We start from the raw sequence: 24,196 nt of genomic DNA on the forward strand, positions 1-24,196 counted from the left end.
CTACGCTGATTTCATCAGCTTTTACAGCCCTACTCAACTGTGCGGAGGTGGGACGACGAAATCGAATTCTAACGAATAACCGATTTCTGTCCCACTCTCATTTTATCCTAACACCAATTCATCACTAACCAGGGTTTCACCACTGTTTTGTTGGAAGAGGCGCATCAAATCTTCAACCGTTAGGTTTTTCTTTTCTTCTCCTTTTACGTCGACAACGATCTTGCCTTGGTAGAGCATGATCAAGCGGTTGCCGTATTCAATGGCATGGTTCATATCATGCGTAATCATCAAGGTTGTCAAATCATGGCTTTCCACGATCTTTTGTGTCAATTCCATGACCATTTCACTGGTCTTGGGATCGAGCGCTGCGGTATGTTCATCCAGAAGCAAGAGTTTGGGTTTGACCAAGGCTGCCATGACCAAGGTCAAAGCTTGACGTTGCCCACCAGACAAATATTGGGTATCGACTTTGAGGCGGTTCTCTAAACCGATATTCAGTTCCTTCAAGGCTTCACGGAATAATTCGCGATCTTTCTCCCGAACTCCCCAGCCCAAACCACGAGATTTCCCCCGACGTTGGGCAATGGCCATATTTTCTTCAATGGTCAAACGAGAAGCTGTCCCCATCTTGGGATCTTGGAAGACACGCGCAATATCTTTCGCACGCTTACGAACACTCGTATTTTTGATGGAGTTACCTTCTAGCAAGATATCCCCTTCATCTACAACTAGATTTCCTGCCAAGATGTTCATCAAGGTTGATTTCCCAGCTCCATTTCCACCGATAACCGAAATGAAGTCTCCTTCTTCTACTTGGAGATCCAAGCCTTTTAAGACATGGTTTTCATTGACTGTTCCTGCTTCAAATGTCTTATGAATACCTTCAATTGATAATAATGTTGCCATACTTTTCTCCTACTTATTTCCTAACTTCAATCCACGAACACGAAGACGTTTTTGCGCCTCAGGAGCGAACAAGACAATCGCGAGCAAGATCGCATTGAAGAGACGAACCATATTTTGATCGAGATTTGGGATCTCGTAAATATTTAAGATAATCAAACGGTACACAATAGCTCCAACCCCGATGGAAAGCAAGCGCCAACCAATGGTCAATTCGTGGATCAAAACTTCAGCGATAATCACCGCACTCAAACCGACTACGATCGTCCCTGTACCAGAAGTCACATCTGAGAAACCATCATTTTGCGCAAACATGGCTCCACAAAGGGCAATCAAGCCATTGGAAATCATATAGCCCAACATCTTCATGTTATCTACATTGACCCCATTGGCCTCACTCATTGGAATGTTATCACCAGTCGAGCGCAAAACCAAGCCAAGTTGCGTCTTCATTAAGAGAGTTAACAAGATACAGACGATGATCAAGCAAGAAATACTAATCAAAAAGACTGCTTCTTCATTGGACAAGCCCAATTTCATGACACTTTTGAAAATGGTACTGGCATCGCCAATAGAGAGGTTGGGTACTCCCCCCATGATTTTAATATTGATAGAGTAGAGACCGGTCAAAGTGACAATCCCTGTCAAGAGGGCTGGAATTTTCATTTTTGTATGGAGAATCCCAGAAACCAATCCTGCGATCATTCCTGCCAGAAAGCCCAACAAGGTTGCAAGCCAAGGGTTTCTTCCTGCTTGAATTTGGGAAGCTACAACTGCTGCCCCAAGTGGAAAGGCTCCTTCTGCCGTCATATCGGCAATATCTAAAATTCGAAATGTTAAGTAAACACCGATCGCCATGATCGACCACAATAAACCTTCTGATAAACTTGATAAAACGAAATTCATCTCAAACCTCCTATTTTTCTACCTTCAACGAGCTAATATCAATTCCAAGCTCTTTAGCCATCTCTTTATTGGTATGCAATTCTAATTTTTCAGGTGTTTCAACTGCAACTTTGCCAGGTTTCTCACCCTTCATGATGCGAATGGCCATCCGAGCAGCTTGTCTTCCCAATTCCTCATAATCGGTACCAAAGTTGTACAAGCCACCAGTAGTCACCATCTCAGCAGACCCACCAAAAACTGGCACCTTATGGCTGAGGGAAACCTGTTTTACAGTGTCCATTGTAGAAGAAATGATGTTATCCGTCGGAACAAAGACGATATCTGCTTCTGACATGATACTGTCTGCTGCAGCCTTCACATTGTTACTATCGAGGATGGTTTTTTCAACCACTTGATAGCCTTTAGCTTCAAGGATCTTCTTCGCATTGTCTTTTTGGACGACTGAGTTAGGCTCACTTTGTGTATAGAGGATCCCAACTGTTTTCGCCGTTGGAAGCACTTGCTTAATCATGTCTACCTGTGTAGAGATCGCATCGTCTGACTGGTCACTTGTCCCTGTGATATTGCCACCAGGCTCTTTCAAGTTTTTCACCAATTTCGCTGCCAATGGATCGGTCACAGCTGAGAAGACAACCGGTGTTGTTTTCGTCGTATTAGCCAAACTTTGAGCTGATGGTGTTGCAATCGCAAAGACGAGATCACTTTCTTCCGCCAATTGTTTGGAAATGTTTTTCAGATTTCGTTGCTCCCCTTGAGCATTTTGGAAATCAATCTGGATATTTTTCCCATCCACATAGCCAGCTTTCTTCAACTCTTCGATAAAGCCTTTTCGTGTCGCGTCGAGTGACTTATGGGTGATGTACTGGGAAATCCCAATCCGAAAGACATTGTCTTTTTTAGCATCCTTCAGATGGTGTAAGGTCACCAATGATGTTAACAAAAGTCCTACAACCAGGACAGGTGCTAGCAATTTTTTCACTACTTTCATTTTTTGACTCCTCTTCTGCAAATAAACAAAAAATCCGCTTAGATCATTCTCTAAACGGATGCTTGAAATTCTCCAACAAGTTACAAAACCTCGGTCCATTTAGATACTAGCTCTATGGACCATCATCAAAAATCTTAGCCACATAGATACAAACAAATTGCTTGGGTTGTTTGCATCCATGAGATCATGTCTACAAACACTATCTAAAGTAGCTAAAGTAAAATTTTTGAGTTGAAATGGCTTGTTGCTTCATGTTTATTTTCTGCTTTCTTTATTTATGGGTATTATCTTACCTTAATTTTTTTTAGCTGTCAAGACTATTTCAGAAATTTTTCAAATTTTTTGAAAATTCAACTATCCCTGACAAGAAAAAAAACAGAGGCTGGAACACGTCCAGGCCTCTGTTTTCTAATCTTCTTTTGATTTGGTTTCCTCATCTTCTTCGACGATTTCAGAAATTTCAACTTTCACCTTGGTCACACGACCATTTTTTACTTTGTCATTTGTCAAAATGAGGTGTTTCTTTTGACTATCGACTTCACAGCTGAGTCGCTCTTTCAAGGTCGGAATTCGCCCAACCTCTGTCAGGTAATACCCTGCAATGGTATCCACATCATCACTTTCCAACTCAACATCAAAATATTCGTTAAAGTCATTTAGAGACATGGCTCCTTGTACAAAATAAGTATTGTCTGCAATTTCAAAGACATCAATTTCCGCTTTGTCAGTCTCATCGTCAATTTCACCGACGATTTCTTCCAAGAGGTCTTCAAGAGTGACCAGTCCAGACATTCCACCATATTCATCAAGCAGAATGGCCATTTGATTTTGTGTATTGCGCAATTCCTTCAAAAGATCATCCACAAAAATAGTTTCTGGAACAAACAAAGGTTCTTGTAAAATCTTTCTTAAGACAATATTATCAAAGCCATTGATAAATCCTTCGTTCAAGAGACGTTTGGTATGGATGAGGCCGATGACATTGTCCTTGTCATCATCATAGACAGGAATCCGTGAAAAGTTTTGCTTAAGGATACTTTCAATAATTTCTTTGGTATCATCATTGATATCAACCATGAAGGCATCTGTCCGTGGGACCATGACTTCACGCGCTACCATTTCATCTAATGAAAAGATCCCTTGGAGCATCTCAATCTCGTCAGCATCCAGTGTTGCTTCACTATTGGTCAGCATATACTCGATTTCATCCCGCGTCATCTTTTCATCCGGATCATCGAATTCCATTGGCGTGATACGGCTCAAAAGGTTGGTCGACGCTGAAAGCAACCAAACAAAGGGGCTGACAATTTTTCCTAATAGAATCACAATCGGAGCTGTTCGAACAGCCAACTCATCTTTCAAGTTCATGGCGATTCGTTTCGGATAGAGTTCACCAAATACGATCGAAATATAAGTCAAAAATGCTAGAGATAAAAAGCTTCCAGCTGCAAGAGCTGTTTTGGTATTGCCCATCCATCCAGCAATGACATGACCGAGACTTTCTGCAAGACTCGCCCCAGATAAGATGTTAATCAAGGTGATCCCCACCTGAATAGTGGATAAGAAATGGTTCGGTTGTTCCAATACGCTAAGAAGACGAATGTATTTTTTATCTCCTTCTTCAGCCTTTTGCTCTACACGAGAGCGATTCAACGATACCATTGACATTTCAGCCGCCGAGAAAAAGGCGTTCAATAATGTCAAAACAATCAATAAAATAACTTCCAGTAAAATTTCCTGACTGCCAGGGTCTTCCATGGATAAATTCCTCCAGTATATAATATCGTATATTATACCACAAAATAGGAGAGCCTGCATTCTTCTATAAAATTTTCTTTTTTTACCATCAAAAAATCAGGACCAGGTCCTGATTTTAGAATGTGAACATTTTGTTTTTCACATAAAATAACCTAAGTGACGCTGAAAACTTAAAACAAAATATATAATCGTTTCATTCAAACCTACACTGAAACTTTCCGCCGTGAGAAAAGTGCTAGAAACACGATTGTTTCTAGCACTCGGGAGTTTTGGGAGTAAAACAGTTTGGGAAACTGTTTTAGCCTGAGCCTAAAAAATTAAAAAGCGAAGGGGTCCAAAACGAATTGAACACGGGCTACGGATCGTGTCAAAAAGATAAGTTTTCCTAGAATCTAAAGATTCTGCGTCAAACTTCCTATTTTGACTTTATCCGCGAACGCCCTTTGTATCTTAATTAGTCATGGAACTTCTTCGAAGTTCGCTGACGTCCGTATTCACCTAAGGAAAGTTTCTAAGAAGACTTTGTCTTTAGTGTTCTGCACTGGTAAAATCATAAAAGAAGGCATTGAGTTTTTCAACCAGCTCAAGCGATGAGAGACTACTTGTACAAATAAATGGTTTTTTCTTTAATTCAGGCATCATAAAGTTGGCTACCACCACATCTGCATCCGAAGCTTCGATATCATCCACTGTTAGATTGTACTTGATCATCTGCGTAAATTCAAAGTTATCCGTACAGTAGAAATCTAGAAAATCGATCATGGATTTGGCATGGTGATCGTCAAAACGACTGATAATCAAGACCTTAATAGACTTCCGACGGCGCAATAACTGCGGTAATAGACGTTCCCAGTGAGTGTAGACCGTGTAGATCATGTGCTTGATGATCTCATCATTCAGATCATGCTTCATGGTCTTCATATAAGTGATGATATGCTCCTTCAAATCATCATAGAAGGCTGGGAAGATGCTCATGAAATCTTCGTTGGTATTGGTCTTGGTATCAAATAAGAGAAACTCAGAGAATAATTCCTTCCGATCGAGATGAGACGTGTTATGGACATGCATCAACATCTCATCAAGATTTTCAATGTCTAAATCATAGGTATAGCATAGATCCTTGAACATATCTCTGATGAGCGTCGTTGATTCTTTGGCATAAGGATCTGTTTCTGCAGCTTCGATCAAGCTTTCTGGACTGAAATAGAAATTCTCTTGAATGAAGATGATAAAGAACTGCTCCAGCACTTTTTCATTCAACTCGACACCCAACTGCAAGCTAAAGTAGCGCAACATCTCCTCGACATTGGTCACCCCTTGATACTGGTCCTTATACACATCATAGTTCGTTGGCATGTCAATAAAATAGCCCTGCTTAATCCGTGATAAGTAGACTGTCAAGAGAACTTTATAAGACCTGAGTACAGAGAAGGTCAATGGATAGCCATAGAGCTTGAAGAAGAAGGTGATCAAATCGGTTACAGCCTCTTCCTTAAATTCTGGGAAAGGCCACTCCATGTAGTAATAACGTTCCGCAAAATATTGGGCATAAAAGAAACGAACGTCAATCTCATCCCCGACAAGATTCAAGGGTTTCAAATCAATCTTTACATTGTATTTGGTTTGAAGCTTCTGATTGATCGTCCGAATCAAGCGGTAGAAAGATTGGTAACTCAGATCAAACTTTCTGCAAATATATTCATTAGAAACATCCTTGTTGAAGAAAAGATATTCAATCAAGGCAAAGGCTTGTGATTCTTTAAAAAAGTGATGATAGATCACTTCTAGCCCAACCGAATCCTCATAACTGATCTTGATCCCATTGGTAGAGGATTCAATTAAAAAGTCATCAAATGTACTACGAAGATTAGACAAATCTTCTTTTAACGAACGTTCTGTACAATCCAAACGCTTGGCCAACTCTTTTAAGTGGAACCATCTTTTTTCCTTAATCAAGATTTCCAATAATTGCAATTGGCGTCTTTGTTTTTTCGATAAGAGCAGTCTCATCTTTTCCTACCTTTTCATATTTTCTTTCAAAATCACTTATATTTTAACACATTTAATAGCACTTGTTGACTTTTTTCCAGCATTTTTTCAAAAAACTGTACAAAAAAGACTCCAAGGCCCATATAGGCGCTAGAGTCTATGATTTATTAATGATACCAAATTCTTCTTTTTTCTTCTGCTCCTTAGCAGCACGGTGGTTATCATAAAGATTTACCAAGAATTTTACAATTTCTTTTCCAATCGAATAGACTGGAATCGCAACGACCATCCCGATAATGCCGTAGATATTACTTGAGAGCAATAAGAGAACCATAATGGTAATCGGGTGAACCTTCATCACGCCTCCAACGATACGCGGATAAAGAATATTCCCATCGATCTGCTGGATAATCAACATGTAAATGACTGCTTTGATCATCATATCCATATCTGTGAAGGCATAGGTGATGATCATCGGAATCAAGCCGATGGTTGGTCCTACATATGGAATGAGGTTGGCCAATCCAGAAAAAATGGCAAAGACCAAAGCGTACTTCAATCCAATAAAACTATAGCCAATGTAGGCTAGGGTTCCAATGATAAAGGCATCGATCGAAATCCCACTAATATAGCGAGAGACCGTTTCATTCAAACTAATCAAGAGACTTGAAATGTGGAGTTTGTCATTGCGTAAAATGGTCCGCTCCAACATCGGTAATAACTTCTTCCCATCGACCAAGAAATAAACCAAGAAGACAGGGGTCATGATCAAGATAAAGACCGTATTGACAATGGTGTTAACCACACTTCCTAAACTGTTGGTCACACTATTCAAGAGATTTTGTAGGATATCCATATAAGAGAGATTCAACTGCTGAATCGTCGACTGGATATTCACATTCTGGAACAAAGGATTGGTCGAGAGTTTTCGAACCAAACTTTGAACTTCCCAGTAAAGTCCTTGAGTTGAATTGATCAAGCTGGTTAACTGATTAATTAAGATAGGGAGCAGATAAAAGATCCCTAAGCCAATGATCCCAAACAAGAGTACTAAGGTGATCAAAATCCCAAACACACGCTTGATTTTTAAATGTTTTTCCAACAATTCAACAATCGGATTGGTAATGTAATATAAAAAACCTGCAATTAAAAATGGTAAGAGGATGGTATTCAGAACAGATACAAATGGAGAAATTAAAGTCCCCATTGATTTCCAAATATAGAAAATCACCGTCAATAATAAGATCTCACATGTCCAGAATAACAATTTACTATTTCGAAACATTCCTTACCTCCTGTTTTCTATTCTACCATATTTTATGATAGAATAAAGGAGATTTTAATCAAAAGGATGAAGTTATGAATAATTTGATTGAACTACAAGACGTCAATTTGATCCGCAATGGAAAAGCCCTTTTAAAAGAGATTAACTGGCAAGTAAAAGAAAATGAATGTTGGGCGATTTTAGGCTTAAATGGAGCAGGAAAATCGACCCTCCTCAAACTGCTCATGTCTGAATACTGGGCTAGTTCTGGCCAGGTAACGGTCCTTGGAACCCGCTTTGGCGAAGGGGGTATTCCTGAGTTGCGTAAGCGTATTGGGATCGTTAGCTCCTTTATTTCAGAAAGACTGCCAGAGCATCTTTTGACAGAACAAATCGTCCTAACTGGTCAATACAAGAGTAGTATTTTATATGCTGCATACGGGGAGGAAGAACTAAACTGGGCACGGGATATGCTAACTTCAATTGGTGCTAGCGCTTTGATCGGTCGCAAATACCGGGAGCTCTCCCAGGGAGAAAAGCAGACTGTCCTCATTGCACGAAGCCTCATGGACCAGCCAGATCTGATCATTTTTGACGAAGCTTCTAGTGGATTGGATCTCTTTGCCAGAGAAAAACTCCTCCGTCAGATCCATCATATCAAACAACTGGATCACGCGCCTACCATGATTTACGTCACTCACCATGCCGAGGAAATTACAACAGACATGACCCATGTCCTCTTACTCAAACATGGCCAAGTGGTTGAGCAAGGACCAAAGGAAAAGATCCTAACTCCCCATGTCCTTAGCCAATTTTATGAAGCACCAGTATCCCTTATCGATCTTGGTGACGAGCGACTCTTTGTCAAACCAGAAATCGCACACTGAAAAGAAAGTGAATAAAGTAAAAGTGCTAAGATTTTATCTTAGCACTTCGAGAGTATAGATAAACAGTTCTTCTTTACAAATCTAATAAATTCTATAAAAATAAAAAAATTTATTCGTTAGAATTATTCAATCGTCTACTGAAACTTTCCGCCGTGAGAAAAGTGCCTGAAACTTAATAGTTTCAGGCACTTGGAATTATTGAGACCTTAGGCTCAATAATTAGTCATGGAACTTCGTAGAAGTTCGCTGACGTCCGTACTCACTTAAGGAAAGTTTTTAAGATAACTTTGTCCTCAATCTGAAAAGTGCTAAGATATCCATCTTAGCACTTTTACTCTTATCTCAACGATTCCGTGCATACTCGATCAAATCGTATGGAAGCGTATTGGCACTTTCTCTTAGGGAATAGCTTTCTAATTCATTGACATTTTGTCGCATACGGCGCGCTTGCTTGGCGGTAATCAGGTGTTGCGCTTCATATTCAAAAATAATCTTACGCTCCAAATAATAGCCTCTCAACATTTCATCGATATTATTTGGTTTCACGCGATTAATAACCCGCTCCACAAAGGCCCCACTGGTAATAATAGCAGTTTCTCTCAGACGAGATTCTTGTAGGAAAGAGATCAAACTGCTCCGATAAATCCCCTTGAGGTCTTCCAAACTTTCGATAATGATTTCTGTATTGGCCAGATAAAGGGCCGCAATCTGGTCATAATCAATGGCCTCTAACTTGCTGTCCTCCCGGGTCCACCAGTTTCGCAAGCCAGATCCAAAAGTTAAGATCTCATGGACTAATAAACGCAAGAGACGGAAAGACACCAAGAGGTAATAGGTTAAACGAGACGAAAGATTGCGATTGACACGTTGTTCCATATTGCGAAGATAGCGTTGGTAGACACGGTAGCCCCGCTCTCGAATCTTCCCTTCTTCATAAGCCTGTTCCAAGCCGTCACTTTCAATACTCAAAATCAGGAGCTTCAACTGTTCCCAGTCCTTTTGAATGAGCCTGTTTTCTTGGCCTAGAATCAAGTTTTCTATGCGGCCATGGTAGTTATCAATCGCCGCATACAAGGGACCCTTGTGCTTGCTATTCTTTAGGTCTGCTTCTAATTCCATGACGACATCATTTAAAATCGCGATCTGCATCAGGTAGTCATTGGTTTCTTCCTTTTCTTCTGATAATTTTGGAAGTACCACTAAGCCAGCAATAAAGCTGATAAGGGTAACTCCTGCCACTAAAAAGAGTAGGATAGGGTATTCTTTTTCGATCTTGGTTGGAATCAAAAGAATCGTCGCAATCGAAACCGTTCCCTTCACACCCGAAAAAGTCAGCAATAAGGCATCTTTTAGATAATTTCTCAACGATTTTTTTAGTCGAGCCGTTCGGAACCAATAAAAGAGGTAAACCATGACAAAACGAATCAAAAAGAGCAAGGCTGTCAACAGAAAGACAGAAAGAACTAAAAGCAGATTATTGTAAATGGGACTACTTAAGATGGGCTTGGAAATCATTTCCAATTCCATTCCTAAGATGACAAAGACCGACCCATTTAAGATAAAGTTGACCGTATTCCAGACAGTATGACTCACAGTATCTACCCGCGCTTCAAGGAGGGTAATGTGCTTAAAGCGACTGGCTTTTAGGATCCCTGACACAACTACTGCAATGATACCAGAGACATGGAGTTCTTCTGCTAGGAAGAAGGTCAACAGTGGGAGACTCAGTTCTAATAACAATTCACTGGCAATATCACTAGCGCGAACACTCAAGAGTAAGGTTTGCAGCCACCGGTTCACAAAGGCCGTCAAGATCCCCACCGCAAATCCTCCAATGATGGAGATTCCTAAGGAAACCCCTGCCTCTCCAAGAGAGAAACTTCCGGTCGCAAGGGCTGCCAAGGCCACTCGAAAGGCAACTAGACCTGAGGCATCATTTAGTAACCCTTCGCCTTTTAAGATATTCGAAACCCGCTTTGGAAAGCTAAAGCGCTCAGACAGGGAAGCAAAGGCTACTAAGTCGGTAGGCCCAAGGGCTGCCCCAACTGCCATACAGGCTGCTAAAGGAAGGCTCAGCCACAAGGAGTGAGCTGCCCAGCCCAAACTAATGGTTGAGATAAAAATCACTGGGAAAATCAAATAGAGGATGATCCGCCAGTGCTTTAAGACGGAAGTAATATCTGCTTCTTCTGCTTCTCGAAATAAGAGAGGGCCAATGACCAAGGCCAGAAAGAGCTCGGTATCCAGATGAAAATTTTCTTCTGGCACAAAGAGAGCCCAACCAATCCCTAGTAAAATTTGAATCAAGGGTAGAGGAAGGCTCGGCACAAGTTTATTCGTGGCATTTGAGATGATCAAAATCATCGAAAAGATCACTGCATAAAGGAGTAGTTCCATATCACTCCCTCCTTACCGTTCTTGGCAACAGGTCTCAAATTGCTGTTTTAACTCCGCAATCTTTTGGTCTGTCTTGGTTACATCCTTGTGCTCAATCTTCTTTTGGCACCGTTCCATCTCAAGCGCAACCAATTTCTTTTTTATTTTGAGCATCTTTTTGGTCATATGGGCTTCATCATAAAAACCGATTGCACGCTCGTGAATGGTTGATTCAACAAAATGGTGTCTCAATCCTTCGATTTTATTCTTTAAATATTCTTTATCCATGACGGTAACTTTCTAATTTTTCGATCATGACCAAAAACGGTGGCTGATTCACTTGATTCAGTGTCCGGTAGATGGTCGCTGTGTAATCTTTTTGAGGGAGCTGACTGACAAAATCCAGCACTGCATCACGCTCGATATCTCCTCCCTCATGACCATAATAGATCATAATAGCCATTCGACCACCTTTTTCTAGGCGAGCACAGATTTTTTCCATCGCTTCAATCGTGGTAACTGGAAGAGTAATGACCGATTTATCCGCAGATGGCAGATAACCCAGATTAAAAATAGCTGCTTTGAGGGTCTCCACATATTGGTCCACATGCTGGTGACCATCTAAAATCAACTGAACATGCTGAAGCCCCAACTTTTCCAATCTTTCTTGGGTATTTACAAGGGCCTGTTCTTGAATATCAAAGGCATAGACCTGGCCTGCTAGTTGGGCTAAAAAAGCCGTATCATGTCCATTTCCCATGGTGGCATCCACCACCACATCTTCTTTGGTGATGACTTCTTCTAAAAATTGATGGGCCATTTCAAGTGGTCGAAGCATTGGCACTCTCCCTTTCTTCTAGCTTACATCCTTGGGTACTTCCACGACGACGCATCTCAGTTTCAATAGCGTTTAGGACTTCCCATTTGTTGAGGCTCCACATAGGGCCAATCAACATATCCCGTGGTGCGTCTCCTGTAATCCGGTGGATGACGATATGTTTGGGGATAATTTCTAACTGGTCACAGATGACCTTGACATATTCTTCCTGGCTCATGAGTTGGAGTCGTCCTTCATGATAGTCTCGTTGCATCCGTGTATTGGTCATCAAATGCAAGAGATGCAACTTGATACCATCAATTTCATTATCGGTCACACAACGGCGAACATTTTCCACCATCATCTCATGCGTCTCCCCAGGAAGGCCATTGATCAAATGGGAGACGATCTCTGCCTTGGGCACCTGTTGACGAATACGCTTGACTGTTTCAACATAGAGATCATAACTATGGGCCCGATTGATCAATTCAGAAGTCGTTTCATAAGTCGTCTGAAGACCCAACTCAATCGTCACATGCATGCGCTCTGTCAGCTCTGCTAGGTAGGCCAAGGTCTCATCTGGTAAACAATCCGGACGCGTACCAATGTTGATTCCTACCACTCCTGGTTCATTGATGGCCTGTTCATACCGCTCTCGAATGACTTCCACTTTATCGTGGGTATTGGTAAAATTTTGAAAATAGACCAGGTACTTCTTCACATCTGGCCATTTCCGATGCATAAAATCAATCTCTTTGTAAAACTGTTCTCGAATTGGAGCTTCTGGGGCCACAATGGCATCTCCTGAACCTGAGACCGTACAAAAAGTACAGCCACCGTGGGCGACTGTTCCGTCTCGATTGGGACAATCAAAGCCTGCATCAATAGGGACTTTAAAGGTCTTTTCTCCAAATAAGGTTCGATAATAATCATTCAAGGTATTGTAGGATTTCATACCCTTCATTATAGCAAAAAAAGAGTCGAACTCAAAACGCGACTTCAACTCCTAGTTGTTAGATGCTTATTTTTGCTTACCTGTAAAGCGCCATTGAAATCGCAAGCAATCATACAAGGGATACTCAAACTGTAAGACAGCGAGACCCAAAATCATACTGCCGAGAACGTCTGATGGGTAGTGGACCCCGACATAAACGCGGGAAATCACAATGGTCACGATTTCCAGAACCAGCAAGCCTTGAAGGCAATAGCGGGCTGTTTTATTTTTTACATGTTGGCCGATGATGATGATCAAACTTCCCAAAACAAGGGTAGACGCCAGTGAATGACCACTCGGGAAAGAAAAGCCTTTTTCCTCTACTAGATGTAGAATACTTGGTCTCGGTCTCTGGTAGATATTCTTTAGAAGAAGAACCAAAAGACCAGTCAATACCAGATTGCTTCCAAGAAAAAGAGCTTCACTGTACCATTTCTTATAGGCAAAGACCGCTAGCAGAAGACCTACCCAGATGACAATGATCTTGGTATCCATGACATGGGTCACCTTGGTAAAGAAGGCCGTCAGTGCTGCAGGCAGATCGCCTCGAATAGCAGATTGAATGGTACTATCAAAGCCTGTTAATTGTTGCGGGTAAAAGCGAATCACATACCCAAGAATGACAAAAATGAGAAGGGCGAAGCTTGCCTTCGCCCAATGTTGTTGTTTATTTTTCATATTTTTTCAAAATCGGTTGCAATAAGGTATAGATCAACCCAAATGCGATGGCCCAAATCACCCCTTCGATCAGGTTAAACGGTGCAACCATTGCTGCTAAATAGTGGACAAGCCCTAGTGTTTTCGAAATATCATAGTTCATAAAACGAGCATACAAAGGGATTGCATAGACATAGTTCACCAATACCATGGTGATACTCAAGCTGATCGTTCCAACAATCGTTGCCAGGACAAATCGACCATGGGTCCGTTCCTTGTTCCAAATCCATGCAAAAGCAAGAACAAAAACAAGAACTCCAATGATATTGATTGGTAATCCGATCAAGGTTTCAAGCCCCTTATTATTAAGGGCTAATTTAAGAACAGAACGGATCAAGGTTACCCAAACGGCACTTTTAAAATCCAACAGGACCAAGGCCAACAAAATGGCGATAATACTCAAATCAATTTTGAAGAAATCTATCAAAAAAGAAAATTGATAGAACATCAAAATAAAAGATAAAGCGGATAAAACAGCCACTAGGGTCAGTTTACGTGTATTTGTCATAACAGGTTCCTCCAATTTTTTAAAAATTAGAGAAGCTGGAAAGACGTCTACTCCATCATTCTACTCTAAACTATTTAAACAAAGCTTAAACCAGAAAATATTCTAGTTACTTTAGCTGGTCTCCATCGAAACATGCCGTTAATCAGTCTTAGACTCCAACGTACTATTCCCATGCAGCAGCTCTAAACAGATCAGAATAGCTGTCAGTCTATTCGTCTCTCGTCTTCTCCCATCCAGACTATACTGTCGGTTGTGGAGTCACACCACATCAGCTTGCGCTCGCGGACTTCTTTTAGAGTATGGAAAAGAACATTTCCTAATAAAAGTCACCGCCGGTCGGGAATTACACCCTGCCCTGAAGACTCTTTTATGATAACAAAAAAAACTTGCCTAGGCAAGTTTTTGTAACTTTATAGATTACATCGTTCGGTTTTTTAGTTTTCATCGGCTATTTGAGCTTATCATGCTCATAACGATGACTCAACTCCAGCCCCTTAAAACCTTGCTGGCGGAGTGCCTCATAGACAATCATACAGACGGTATTGGAGACATTTAAACTACGGACATGCTCATCATTCATCGGAATGCGAATGGCCTTCTCTTCGTGCTGGCGCATAAATTCTTCCGGCAATCCTTTATCCTCGCGTCCAAACAAGAAATAATGGGACTTCCCATCCTGATAAGAAACGTCCGAATAGGTCTGATTTGCAAACTTGGACACTAGGTGTACCTGACCATCGCTCGCTGCTTCCATAAACTCTTCCAGGCTATCATAAAAGCGGACATCCAGCTTGTCCCAATAATCGAGTCCTGCTCGCTTCATTTTGCGATCATCGATCGGAAAAGCCATGGGGCGAATGATATGTAAGGGGGAATTGGTCGCCGCACAAGTCCGTGCAATATTTCCCGTATTTTGTGGAATCTGAGGTTGGAACAAGACGATGTGGTTTTGAGCTGCTGACTCTTGGTAGTCCAGTTCTTCAATATTCATACTCGATCTCTTTCTGATAAAAAAATAGCCACACTGCCCGGAGTCAAGCTCAGCAAACAGCGTGGTTACAGCTTCATTAACTTAACTCACAACAGGTTTGAGGTAAATCAACGAAGGTACTTTTTAAGTATATCACTTTTGAAGCTCCTGTCAATAGTTTTTTTAGATTTTTTTAAGAAACTTTATCAAAGTTTTCGATCCCTCCTCATTCTTCTATTTTGACAATTTTTCCCACTTGTTCTTAGCTTGGTAAGATTCCTCCAGAAAGTCCTTAAAATAGATGAATTTTTCTTGAAAATAGAGTATGATAGAAGCATACTCTGGAGGTAATCTATGAAAATTATTGTTGTTGGTGGAGGAAAGGTCGGAACGGCCCTTTGTCGTTCTCTCGTTGCTGAAAACCACGATGTTATTTTGATCGAAAAAGACGAATCAGTTCTCAACCATATTACCAAACGGTTTGATATCATTGGGATTTTAGGAAATGGCGCAAACTTCAAGGTCTTGGAGCAAGCAGATGTTGAAGACTGCGATATCTTCATTTCCATGACCGAGTACGACGAAGTGAATATGGTTTCTGCTGTTTTAGCTAAAAAAATGGGAGCCAAAGAAACCATCGTTCGGGTGCGGAATCCGGAATATTCCAATTCCTACTTCAAGGAAAAAAATATCTTGGGCTTCTCCCTGGTTGTCAATCCTGAATTGCTGACAGCTCGTTATATTGCTAATATCATTGACTTCCCAAATGCCCTTTCTGTGGAGCATTTTGCAAACGGCCGTGTTGCCTTGATGGAATTTAAGATCAAGCCAGATAGCAATCTCTGCGATATGAGCCTATCCCAATTCCGAAAGAAATACGGAAATGTCATTGTTTGTGCGATCGAGCGTGGCAATGAACTCACGATTCCAAATGGAGACTTTGTTTTGCAGCCCCAAGACAAGATTTTCGTGACAGGAAATAGGATCGAGATCGTTCTCTTCCACAACAATGTCCGACCTCAAGTCATTAAGAGCATGATGATGATTGGTGCCGGAAAAATTGCCTACTATCTGCTCAATATTCTCCAGGATGTGCGCCGCAAAATCGATCTCAAGGTCATCGAGGTCAATCGCGAACGAGCTGAATTCTTTAGCCAAGAATTCCCTGACCTCTATGTCGTCCATGGAGACGGAACCGCTAAAGACATTCTTTTAGAAGAGAGTGCCAATAATTTTGATGCTGTGGCTACTTTGACAGGGGTCGATGAAGAAAACATCATCACCTCCATGTTCTTGGATTCTGTCGGAGTCAAAAAGAACATTACCAAAGTCAACCGAACCAGTCTGTTGGAGATCATTGGCGATCAGGATATGACCAGTATTGTCACTCCAAAACGCATCGCTGTAGACACCATTATGCACTTTATTCGCGGGCGCTACAATGCACAGTTCTCAAACCTAGAAGCCTTGCACCATGTCGCAAACGGCCGGATTGAAACCTTGCAGTTTCAAATTAAGGAAGACAACAAACTAACCCAATATCCCCTCTCTGAATTGAAATTGAAGAAGGGCGTTTTGATCGCTGCCATTATTCGAAACGGCAAGGCTATTTTCCCGAATGGGGATGACCGTTTGATGGTAGGGGATCGGATTATCGTGACCACCTTGATTCAAAATGTCACTAAAATCTACGATCTACTTGAGAGGTAAGCCTGATGAATAGAAGCATGATTCGTTACCTCTTATCCAAACTCCTCTTAATCGAGGCAGGTCTCCTAATCGTTCCCCTAGTGGTCGCTGCAATCTATCGGGAACCTGCCAAGGTCTTTGTCTCCATTGGAGCAACCATGGCCATCCTACTTGCGTTTGGCCTCCTTGGTAGTTTTCACAAACCTAAGGATTTTCACATCTATGCTAAGGAAGGAGTCCTGATTGTAGCACTTTGTTGGATCCTATGGTCCTTCTTTGGTGCCCTTCCCTTTGTCTTTTCGGGCCAAATTCCAAACATTATCGATGCCTTCTTTGAAGTCAGCTCCGGCTTTACAACAACAGGGGCAACGATTTTAGACGATGTGGGTGTCCTCAGCCACTCTCTCCTCTTTTGGCGTAGTTTTACCCACTTGATAGGGGGGATGGGAGTATTGGTCTTTGCCCTTGCGATTATGGACAATAACAAGAACAGCCACCTTGAAGTCATGAAGGCAGAGGTTCCTGGTCCAGTTTTTGGCAAGGTCGTTTCCAAATTAAAAAACACGGCTCAAATCCTCTACTTCTTGTACTTGGGTTTGTTCTTCCTCTTTGTGATTCTTTATTTCCTTGCTGGCATGCCCCTGTATGATAGTTTCGTCATCGCCATGGGGACGGCTGGTACTGGGGGCTTTACCGTCTTTAACGATGGGATCGCTCACTACAACAGTAGTCTAATTACCTATTTGGTCAGTATCGGGGTCTTGGTCTTTGGGGTTAACTTTAACCTCTACTACTTCCTTATGATCCGAAAATTCAAGGCCTTCTTTAAAGATGAGGAATTGCGGACCTACATCACTATTGTAATCCTATCTAGCGTATTGATTGCCTACAATTGCCTTCATCTCTATGCTAATGTTGCGAAGAGCTTTGAGATTTCCTTCTTCCAAGTGTCCAATATCATCACCACCACCGGTTTTGGTTATGGAACGACGGAAAAATGGCCTCTCTTTTCTCAGTTCATCCTCTTAATGCTGATGGTCATCGGTGGGTCTGCTGGCTCGACCGCTGGGGGGTTAAAAGTCATTCGGTGCTTGACCTTGTGGCGAATCGCAAAAAATCAGGTTCTTTCGACCTTGTCTCCAAATCGCGTTTTGACCTTGCATGTCAACGATACGGTACTCGATAAGGATACCCAACATCAGATCCTCAAGTACTTTACAATATACAGTTTTATTACGATCGGCTTACTCTTTGTAGTGAGTCTAGACAACAATAACTTCATGACGGTTGTCAGTGCTGTCTTTAGTTGTTTCAACAATATTGGACCTATGATTGGTACGGGTCAAACCTTCTCCATCTTTAGTCCGATTTCAAAACTGTTACTTTCCTTAGCCATGATTGCCGGACGGCTTGAAATCTATCCAATGATTCTGCTCTTCCTGCCTAAAACATGGTCTAAACGCTGATAAAACGAGAGTGTTATAAAAAAATGAGGCTGGGACAAAAGTCCTAGCCTCTTAATTGTTTTTGGATTGTCGAGCAAGACGCAGTGGTTGAGTGGGCTCTACAACGCTGATTTCATCAGCATTTACAGCCCTACTCAACTGTGCGGAGGTGGGACAACGAAATCGAATTCTAACGAATTACCGATTTCTGTCCCACTCTCATTTCTGTTTATTTGTGATCGTCCTATTTTGATTCTTCATTTCGTCTCAGACTAAAGTGGTCTGGCAGAGGGTCTGGTCCCGCTTGGGTACCAGGATGGCATCGCAAGATTCTCGCAACCCCCATCAAGACACCTTTCACACCAAAGCGTTCAATCGCTTGGATCATATAATTGGAACAGGTCGGTTGAAAGCGACAAGAAGGCGGAAATAGGGGAGAGATCCATTTTTGATAGCCTCTGACCATAGCAATCAGGATTTTTTTCATGATTTTTTAGATTTAGTCACTGCTAGATTGTGCAACTGGCTAATTTCTTTTTTGTTCAAGCGACGGTATTCACCCGGACGAAGTCCTGAGACATCTAGGTTTCCAAACTGGGTTCGGGAGAGTTTGTCCACTAAAAGTCCTACAGCTTCAAACATCTTTTTGACCTGGTGGTTGCGCCCTTCATGAATGGTCAACTGAACCACTGAACGGTTCTTTTCAACATCCACTTTTAAGATCTCGTAAGTCGCTGGCTTGGTTTTCTTGCCATCAATGGTCACCCCTCGTGTCAAGGGACGCAAATTTTCCTTATTGGCAATCCCTTTGACACGCGCCACATAGACCTTATCAATCTCATTACGTGGGTGAATCATCTCATCTGTAAAATCACCATCATTGGTCAAAATCAAGACACCAGATGTATCCCAGTCCAAACGTCCCACTGGGTAGATACGCTCTGGCACTTGAGATAAAAGGTCAACGACTGTTGTCCGCCCTTTATCATCAGATACACTAGAGATGACGCCACGTGGCTTATTTAAAAGATAGTAGACCTTTTCTTCGTTGTAGATTGGAGTGCCTTCTACTTCAACCTGATCACCGGTCTTAATAATAGTCGCTAATTCACGCACAACTTGGCCATTTACTGTAACCAAGCCTTGCTTGATCAGTTCTTCGGCCTTGCGACGACTAGCCACGCCTGCATGGGCAATATATTTGTTAATTCTCATCTAGTTCCTCTGTTCTCTCTGAAAATAATTGACCTTCTTCTGGATCAATGTCCACTTCTTCAACCTTTGGTAATTCCTCCAAATGATTGATTCCCATATAATCCAAAAAATACTCCGTCGTGACATACAAATTGGGGCGCCCGAGGACTTCTTTTTTCCCATCCTCTCGGATCAGATCAAATGACAGTAGTTTGGTAATGGCACCGCTGGAATTGACACCCCGAATATCATCGACCTCCACACGGGTGATCGGTTGCTTATAAGCAATGATTGATAAGGTTTCGAGGGCAGCCCGAGACAAACTTTGGTTCATGGGCGTTCTAGAATAGTCTCGTAAAACCGAAGCGTAGTCTGCCTTTGTCACCAATTTATAACGGGAAGCTGTCTCCATCAAACACAGACTGCTATCTGTGTCCTCCTGGTATTTTTGGCTTAATTTTTCTAAACTTTGCACCACACCTGTCGGAGGTAAAGAGAGAAGGTCTGCGATTTGTCTGGCAGTAATTCCTTCTTCACCCGCTACAAATAAGAGTGCTTCAATTTCAGCTAATTTGCTCATGTTCAATCCTATTTAAGTAAATTTCTCCAAAAGCCCTATCCTGGATCACCGTTACTTCTTGAATCTTGATCAATTCAAGGGCTGCAAGAAATAGAGTAATGACCTCTTGGAGATCCGTTGCTTCTAGAAACAAGTCCTGCAAGAGAACTTGTGAGCGATCGTGGAATCGGTGACGCAGCTGGTCCATCAGATCCTCAATCTTGTATTCATCCTTTACAATGGTTGTATGGTTCTGGCGGAATTCTTCTTTTTTCTTGGTCAATAGTTTTGAGAAAGCCAAGAAGAGATCCACCGTGGTGCGATCATGAAGTAATTCGGTATCGTCATAAATCAATTCCATCTTTGGTTTTGAATAATAGAGGGCGCGCTCCTCGTGCTGAGAGGCCATCAACTCTCCTAATTGCTTGTAAGTACGGTACTCTTCCAATTGAGAAAGGAGGTCCTGCTCGAGATCCTCTGCTTCATCCATCTCCTCTGCAACCTTAGGAAGAAGTCTTCGACTCTTGATCAAGGTTAGTTGACTAGCCATCAGCATGTATTCTCCTGCTACCTCTAGTTTCATAGCCTGGAGGGTCGCCAGATAAGCCAGATACTGTTCGATCACCTCAATCAAGGGGACCTCATAGATATCCATCTGGTATTTAGAGACCAAGTGGAGCAAGAGGTCCAAAGGCCCTTCAAAATCTTTAATTTTAATATCCATTATTTATATTTTTCTAGTGTCACCATGGTTTTTAGGCCCAATTCACGCGCAATACTAAAAAGATCCACACCGAGTTCACGTTGTTTCAAAATATACTGCTCACGAATCGATTGTGCCGAAAGGTCTTGGTTGCCTTTTTCGATCAAGAAGGCTTCTAATTGTCGAAATCCCCACTGACGGGAGTAGCATTTTCCTTTATTATCAAAGAGATAAATACCATCTAGGAAGAGTTGCAATTCATCCAGTAACGGCTCTGGAACCTTTAAAACCCGTTTTTGGCCATCTTTGCCCACTCGAATGACATGAAAGTCCAGCTGAATATCTTCGACCTTGACTTGGAGGATCTCACTTGGCAATAAGCCCATCTCCAGAATCAATAAGGCCATCAAGCGTCCCTGTGGATTGATTGATTCTTCCCAAAAATGGGTCAGATCTAACAATTCACGATCATGGGTCTTGACCGGTTGAATTTTAGGCAAGACCAAACGATGGTATTCAGAAATAAAGCGTTCTTGATACAAATAATATAAAAATTGGTTAACAGCGGATAATTTTCGTTTTTGAACCGCCGGTTTAAAATCTTTAATCGAAGCTTGGTAAATTCTCAAATTCGTCGGCGTCACTTTTCCATGAATTGATTCAATAAATTGGTCCAAATCATAGAAATAGGCTGACTGAGAATTTTCACTTAGTTCTTTTTGATCAATAAAACTTGCAATAAATTCTTTCATTTTGGAATCATCTCGTATTCATTTGAAAAATTATGCATTAGCGAATTGATGGCCTTGAGAATCGATTTCCGCGTAATAATCCCCTGGAAATAACCTTCTTCATCCACCACTGATAAGAAGGAGTCATCCACCAACTTGTGAAGGACTTCTGTCAAATTGAAGTCTAAGCCGATGACCCCGACCTCCTTCTTTGCAACGTCTACGATATCCATCGAAGCAAAAGCCTCCTCAGGAATCTCGTGTTTCAATTGATAAGATAGAATATCCGTTAGGGAGATCGTTCCCACAAACTTGCGTTCATCCGTCACTACCGGAATGCGACTATAGCTAATCTGGCTTAACAGCAAGACCGCATGGTCTACATTGTGGGTATCAATCAAGACCGCTAAATTTTTGGCCGGAGTTAAGAACGTCTCTTCCTGCGCCAGCAAGAAACGTTCAAATTCCTTTGCTATCATCTGCTAAACTCCTTTGTCAATTCAGGGTACAACTCATGATCTCGCGTATAATACTCTACCTTGAAGTTCGAATCCGTAATCTCTATCTTGGCATACAAACACTCTCGAATCAGACCACGAGGTTGGCTAACAGATCCAGGATTCACAAAGAGGGTTCTTCCTTCCTTCCAAGCATCTGGGATATGAAGGTGGCCGTATAGACAGATATCTGCTTCTTCCTCTTGAGCCCACAGATCCAATTTTTGAAAACTAAAATTGATCTGGAAGAGATGTCCGTGGGTCTGGATGATCCGTGTTGGCCCTAGTTGGGTCACCAAGCGTTCCGGATAGCCATCATAAAAATCCATATTTCCTTGGACAACGTGAATCCCTTCCCAGACAGGATCGTCACTTTTTAGCTCAGAATCCCCATTGTGAAAGATCCCATCGACCTGACCTAGGTATTTTTCTTTAATAGCTTCAACAATGGAGCGGTCTCCATGCGAGTCACTCATAACGATGATTGTTTGCTTTGCCATGATGGAAACACCTCCAATAACTTTTTAACAGCTAAAGCACGATGTGATTGTGTATTTTTTTCTTCTAGCGTTAATTCAGCAGCAGCACGGCCCGTTTCCCCAACTAAGAAGAGAGGGTCATAGCCAAAGCCGTGTTCCCCTTTGGGCTCAAAATTAATATATCCTGGCCAATCTGCTTCCACCACTAGGCTTTCCTTGCCTGGTCTTGCAACCACCAAGGTCGTATGAAACTGGGCTGAACGGTCTTTCAAGTCAAAGACCATGGCCAATTCGTGCAACAATTTCGCATTGTTTTCCGCATCTGTCGCACCAACTCCCGCAAAACGAGCTGACCAAACTCCTGGTAAACCTCCCAAGATATCCACCTTCAAACCTGAATCATCCGCTAAGACTGTTTTCCCAGTTAGCTCTGCAATCGTTTCAGCTTTTAGGCGGGCATTCTCTTCAAAGGTTAGACCTGTTTCTTCGACTTCTGGAAGCTCTGGGTATTGATTGAGATTTTCCACTTCAAAGCCCAGCTTTTCAAACATATTACGGAATTCTTTGGTTTTTCCCTCATTTCGAGTTGCAATGAGAATCGTATCTTTGACCTTGTCTTGACCCAAGAAGGCTTCCAAATCCACCCCATCACTTGGCAAATGCAAATAGAGCAATTTCCCTTTTTCAACCAAGAGCAAGGCCCCTTGACGCTGTACAACCTCAAAAGCTCTTCCCTTGACTTCATTCAAAATTTCGATCAAAAAGGTCAGAAAACGAAAGGCTGAACCATAGCGCATCACCGATAGATTGAGAGGGAATCCTTCAGGATCCTTGGCAAAGAGAAGTTCCAGCTGATCTAACAGAGTGGAAGCTTCCGCAGGCACTTGACTAAATTGGTTGTAGTCTGCATCTTCTCCCCATTGGGCAATATACCAATCTTGGGGATCTTTGTATTCAAATAGTTTGTCACTCATAAATTTACATGCTCCACATTCACTGAACGTTCTAGCCATTTTTCGGCAATCGCTGCAAAGCTATTGGCATTTGCAGTGGTATAAAAGCGGTGGGTCTGCTCTAAGAGTTCGCGACTCTTATTGAGCTCAAAATAGTTTAATAAGACGGAAATATCCCGAACACACTCTGCCCCACTATCAATCAATTTGACATTCGGTCCCATAACATTTTGAATGATGGGTTTCAACAGAGGATAATGGGTGCATCCCAAGACTAAGGTATCAACCTTTCCAACTAGTGGTTTTAGGGTTTCGTAAACCACCTTTTTGGTCACACTGGATGCCAACTCGTTTGATTCCACTAAAGGAACAAACTTGGGACAAGCTAAACTGCTGACTTCCATGTCTGGTGCCAGACTTTGAATCTTCTCTTTATAAATTCCAGAAGAAACCGTCATCGGTGTCCCAATGACCCCAATTTTTTGATGGGTCGTCGATTTAATGGCTGCAGAAGCTCCGGGCAATATCACTCCCAAAACGGGAATATCAAGTTTCTCCTTGACTTCTTCCCAAACAACTGCCGTCGCTGTATTACAGGCTAAGACAATCATCTTGACATTTTTGGTCAGAAGGAAGTTCACCATCTGCCAAGTATACTCGCGAATTTGGTCTGCTGGTCTAGGACCATAAGGTGCACGCGCTGAATCTCCAATATAGACGACATCTTCGTGAGGAAGCTGACGGAGCAATTCGCGGACAACAGTCAGGCCCCCTACTCCAGAATCTAAAAAACCAATCGGTCGGTTATCCATATCTCTTCCTTCCAAAAGGAGGGACTAAGAAATTCCTCCAAGCCCCTCTCATTTATT

Annotated in this window: 25 protein-coding genes and 1 riboswitch; of the genes, 3 read left to right on the forward strand and 22 right to left on the reverse strand. The window is 42.0% G+C overall.

Translation table 11 applies throughout. The features are described from left to right. Positions 1-102 precede the first annotated feature (102 nt). From ACESR9_RS08500 to ACESR9_RS08525, 6 genes are all read right to left on the reverse strand, one after another. Positions 103-906: an ABC transporter ATP-binding protein gene (locus tag ACESR9_RS08500; protein ID WP_021153686.1), complete on the reverse strand. Its 804-nt coding sequence runs from the start codon at positions 904-906 to the stop codon at positions 103-105. 9 nt (positions 907-915) lie between these two features. After that, on the reverse strand, positions 916-1,809 hold the full coding sequence (locus tag ACESR9_RS08505; RefSeq protein WP_003005682.1) for an ABC transporter permease: 894 nt from the start codon (positions 1,807-1,809) through the stop codon (positions 916-918). Between the two features lie 10 nt (positions 1,810-1,819). Next, on the reverse strand, positions 1,820-2,797 hold the full coding sequence (locus ACESR9_RS08510) for an ABC transporter substrate-binding protein (RefSeq protein WP_214259958.1): 978 nt from the start codon (positions 2,795-2,797) through the stop codon (positions 1,820-1,822). 408 nt (positions 2,798-3,205) lie between these two features. Beyond that, complete coding sequence (locus ACESR9_RS08515; protein ID WP_070665465.1) at positions 3,206-4,555, reverse strand: hemolysin family protein; 1,350 nt, start codon at positions 4,553-4,555, stop codon at positions 3,206-3,208. A gap of 528 nt (positions 4,556-5,083) precedes the next feature. Further along, positions 5,084-6,565, reverse strand: a complete 1,482-nt coding sequence (locus tag ACESR9_RS08520) for an AcpB/EbpR/MafR family transcriptional regulator (protein ID WP_371608557.1) — start codon at positions 6,563-6,565, stop codon at positions 5,084-5,086. A gap of 136 nt (positions 6,566-6,701) precedes the next feature. Further along, on the reverse strand, positions 6,702-7,829 hold the full coding sequence (locus ACESR9_RS08525; protein WP_003008322.1) for an AI-2E family transporter: 1,128 nt from the start codon (positions 7,827-7,829) through the stop codon (positions 6,702-6,704). A gap of 74 nt (positions 7,830-7,903) precedes the next feature. Between ACESR9_RS08525 and ACESR9_RS08530 the strand changes: the two genes are divergently transcribed. Continuing rightward, a complete protein-coding gene (locus tag ACESR9_RS08530) occupies positions 7,904-8,695 on the forward strand; it encodes an ABC transporter ATP-binding protein (protein ID WP_373106295.1) in 792 nt (263 codons plus the stop codon). A gap of 342 nt (positions 8,696-9,037) precedes the next feature. Here ACESR9_RS08530 and ACESR9_RS08535 read toward each other — a convergent pair whose 3' ends face one another. The 7 genes from ACESR9_RS08535 to ACESR9_RS08565 form a co-directional block, all read right to left on the reverse strand. Next, on the reverse strand, positions 9,038-11,092 hold the full coding sequence (locus ACESR9_RS08535; protein WP_373106296.1) for a cation:proton antiporter: 2,055 nt from the start codon (positions 11,090-11,092) through the stop codon (positions 9,038-9,040). Between the two features lie 12 nt (positions 11,093-11,104). Then, positions 11,105-11,359 carry a hypothetical protein gene (locus tag ACESR9_RS08540; RefSeq protein WP_003005673.1) on the reverse strand — a complete coding sequence of 85 codons (255 nt, stop codon included), beginning with the start codon at positions 11,357-11,359 and terminating at the stop codon, positions 11,105-11,107. Then, positions 11,352-11,909: a tRNA 5-(aminomethyl)-2-thiouridylate-methyltransferase MnmM gene (gene mnmM / locus ACESR9_RS08545; RefSeq protein ID WP_003005524.1), complete on the reverse strand. Its 558-nt coding sequence runs from the start codon at positions 11,907-11,909 to the stop codon at positions 11,352-11,354. The genes ACESR9_RS08540 and mnmM overlap by 8 nt, the downstream gene beginning before the upstream one ends. Then, a complete protein-coding gene (gene mnmL, locus ACESR9_RS08550; RefSeq protein ID WP_128861180.1) occupies positions 11,893-12,852 on the reverse strand; it encodes a tRNA modification radical SAM protein MnmL/YtqA in 960 nt (319 codons plus the stop codon). The genes mnmM and mnmL overlap by 17 nt, the downstream gene beginning before the upstream one ends. Before the next feature lie 57 nt (positions 12,853-12,909). Then, complete coding sequence (locus tag ACESR9_RS08555) at positions 12,910-13,560, reverse strand: phosphatase PAP2 family protein (RefSeq protein WP_003005545.1); 651 nt, start codon at positions 13,558-13,560, stop codon at positions 12,910-12,912. Further along, positions 13,550-14,122, reverse strand: coding sequence for an ECF transporter S component (locus ACESR9_RS08560; protein WP_324252899.1), 573 nt, complete (start codon positions 14,120-14,122; stop codon positions 13,550-13,552). Before ACESR9_RS08560 ends, ACESR9_RS08555 begins: the two co-directional genes overlap by 11 nt. 202 nt (positions 14,123-14,324) lie before the next feature. Then, positions 14,325-14,474: riboswitch (FMN riboswitch) on the reverse strand. Positions 14,475-14,555: 81 nt separating this feature from the next. Next, on the reverse strand, positions 14,556-15,098 hold the full coding sequence (locus ACESR9_RS08565) for a tRNA (cytidine(34)-2'-O)-methyltransferase (protein ID WP_024055209.1): 543 nt from the start codon (positions 15,096-15,098) through the stop codon (positions 14,556-14,558). Between the two features lie 333 nt (positions 15,099-15,431). Between ACESR9_RS08565 and trkA the strand changes: the two genes are divergently transcribed. Both trkA and ACESR9_RS08575 read left to right on the forward strand, forming a co-directional pair. After that, the gene (trkA, locus tag ACESR9_RS08570; RefSeq protein WP_013904011.1) at positions 15,432-16,787 is read left to right on the forward strand and encodes a Trk system potassium transporter TrkA; all 1,356 of its coding nucleotides are present in this window, start codon (positions 15,432-15,434) and stop codon (positions 16,785-16,787) included. Between the two features lie 5 nt (positions 16,788-16,792). Beyond that, positions 16,793-18,232, forward strand: a complete 1,440-nt coding sequence (locus ACESR9_RS08575; RefSeq protein WP_021153700.1) for a TrkH family potassium uptake protein — start codon at positions 16,793-16,795, stop codon at positions 18,230-18,232. Between the two features lie 223 nt (positions 18,233-18,455). Here the strand turns inward: ACESR9_RS08575 and yidD are convergent, their stop codons facing one another. The 9 genes from yidD to racE are packed head-to-tail and all read right to left on the reverse strand — an operon-like array spanning position 18,456 to position 24,139. Beyond that, positions 18,456-18,698, reverse strand: coding sequence for a membrane protein insertion efficiency factor YidD (yidD, locus tag ACESR9_RS08580; RefSeq protein ID WP_195487478.1), 243 nt, complete (start codon positions 18,696-18,698; stop codon positions 18,456-18,458). After that, positions 18,695-19,426 carry a pseudouridine synthase gene (locus ACESR9_RS08585; protein WP_013904014.1) on the reverse strand — a complete coding sequence of 244 codons (732 nt, stop codon included), beginning with the start codon at positions 19,424-19,426 and terminating at the stop codon, positions 18,695-18,697. Before ACESR9_RS08585 ends, yidD begins: the two co-directional genes overlap by 4 nt. Beyond that, positions 19,416-19,985 carry an SMC-Scp complex subunit ScpB gene (gene scpB, locus ACESR9_RS08590; protein WP_254727240.1) on the reverse strand — a complete coding sequence of 190 codons (570 nt, stop codon included), beginning with the start codon at positions 19,983-19,985 and terminating at the stop codon, positions 19,416-19,418. Before scpB ends, ACESR9_RS08585 begins: the two co-directional genes overlap by 11 nt. After that, positions 19,969-20,688 (reverse strand): segregation/condensation protein A, encoded by a 720-nt coding sequence (locus ACESR9_RS08595; RefSeq protein ID WP_254727242.1) that lies wholly within the window; start codon positions 20,686-20,688, stop codon positions 19,969-19,971. The genes scpB and ACESR9_RS08595 overlap by 17 nt, the downstream gene beginning before the upstream one ends. After that, entirely contained in the window at positions 20,688-21,419 is a 732-nt protein-coding gene (gene xerD / locus ACESR9_RS08600) for a site-specific tyrosine recombinase XerD (RefSeq protein WP_373106299.1), read from the reverse strand. The genes ACESR9_RS08595 and xerD overlap by 1 nt, the downstream gene beginning before the upstream one ends. Beyond that, on the reverse strand, positions 21,416-21,877 hold the full coding sequence (cbpB, locus tag ACESR9_RS08605) for a cyclic-di-AMP-binding protein CbpB (protein WP_003017357.1): 462 nt from the start codon (positions 21,875-21,877) through the stop codon (positions 21,416-21,418). Before cbpB ends, xerD begins: the two co-directional genes overlap by 4 nt. Continuing rightward, positions 21,874-22,395, reverse strand: a complete 522-nt coding sequence (locus ACESR9_RS08610) for a metallophosphoesterase (protein ID WP_003008356.1) — start codon at positions 22,393-22,395, stop codon at positions 21,874-21,876. The genes cbpB and ACESR9_RS08610 overlap by 4 nt, the downstream gene beginning before the upstream one ends. Next, on the reverse strand, positions 22,368-23,348 hold the full coding sequence (locus ACESR9_RS08615; RefSeq protein ID WP_061604298.1) for a nucleoside-triphosphate diphosphatase: 981 nt from the start codon (positions 23,346-23,348) through the stop codon (positions 22,368-22,370). The genes ACESR9_RS08610 and ACESR9_RS08615 overlap by 28 nt, the downstream gene beginning before the upstream one ends. Next, positions 23,345-24,139, reverse strand: coding sequence for a glutamate racemase (gene racE / locus ACESR9_RS08620; protein WP_003017405.1), 795 nt, complete (start codon positions 24,137-24,139; stop codon positions 23,345-23,347). The genes ACESR9_RS08615 and racE overlap by 4 nt, the downstream gene beginning before the upstream one ends. Positions 24,140-24,196 lie beyond the last annotated feature (57 nt).

This window comes from Streptococcus parasanguinis (assembly GCF_964238605.1).
GTDB lineage: Bacteria > Bacillota > Bacilli > Lactobacillales > Streptococcaceae > Streptococcus > Streptococcus parasanguinis_AJ.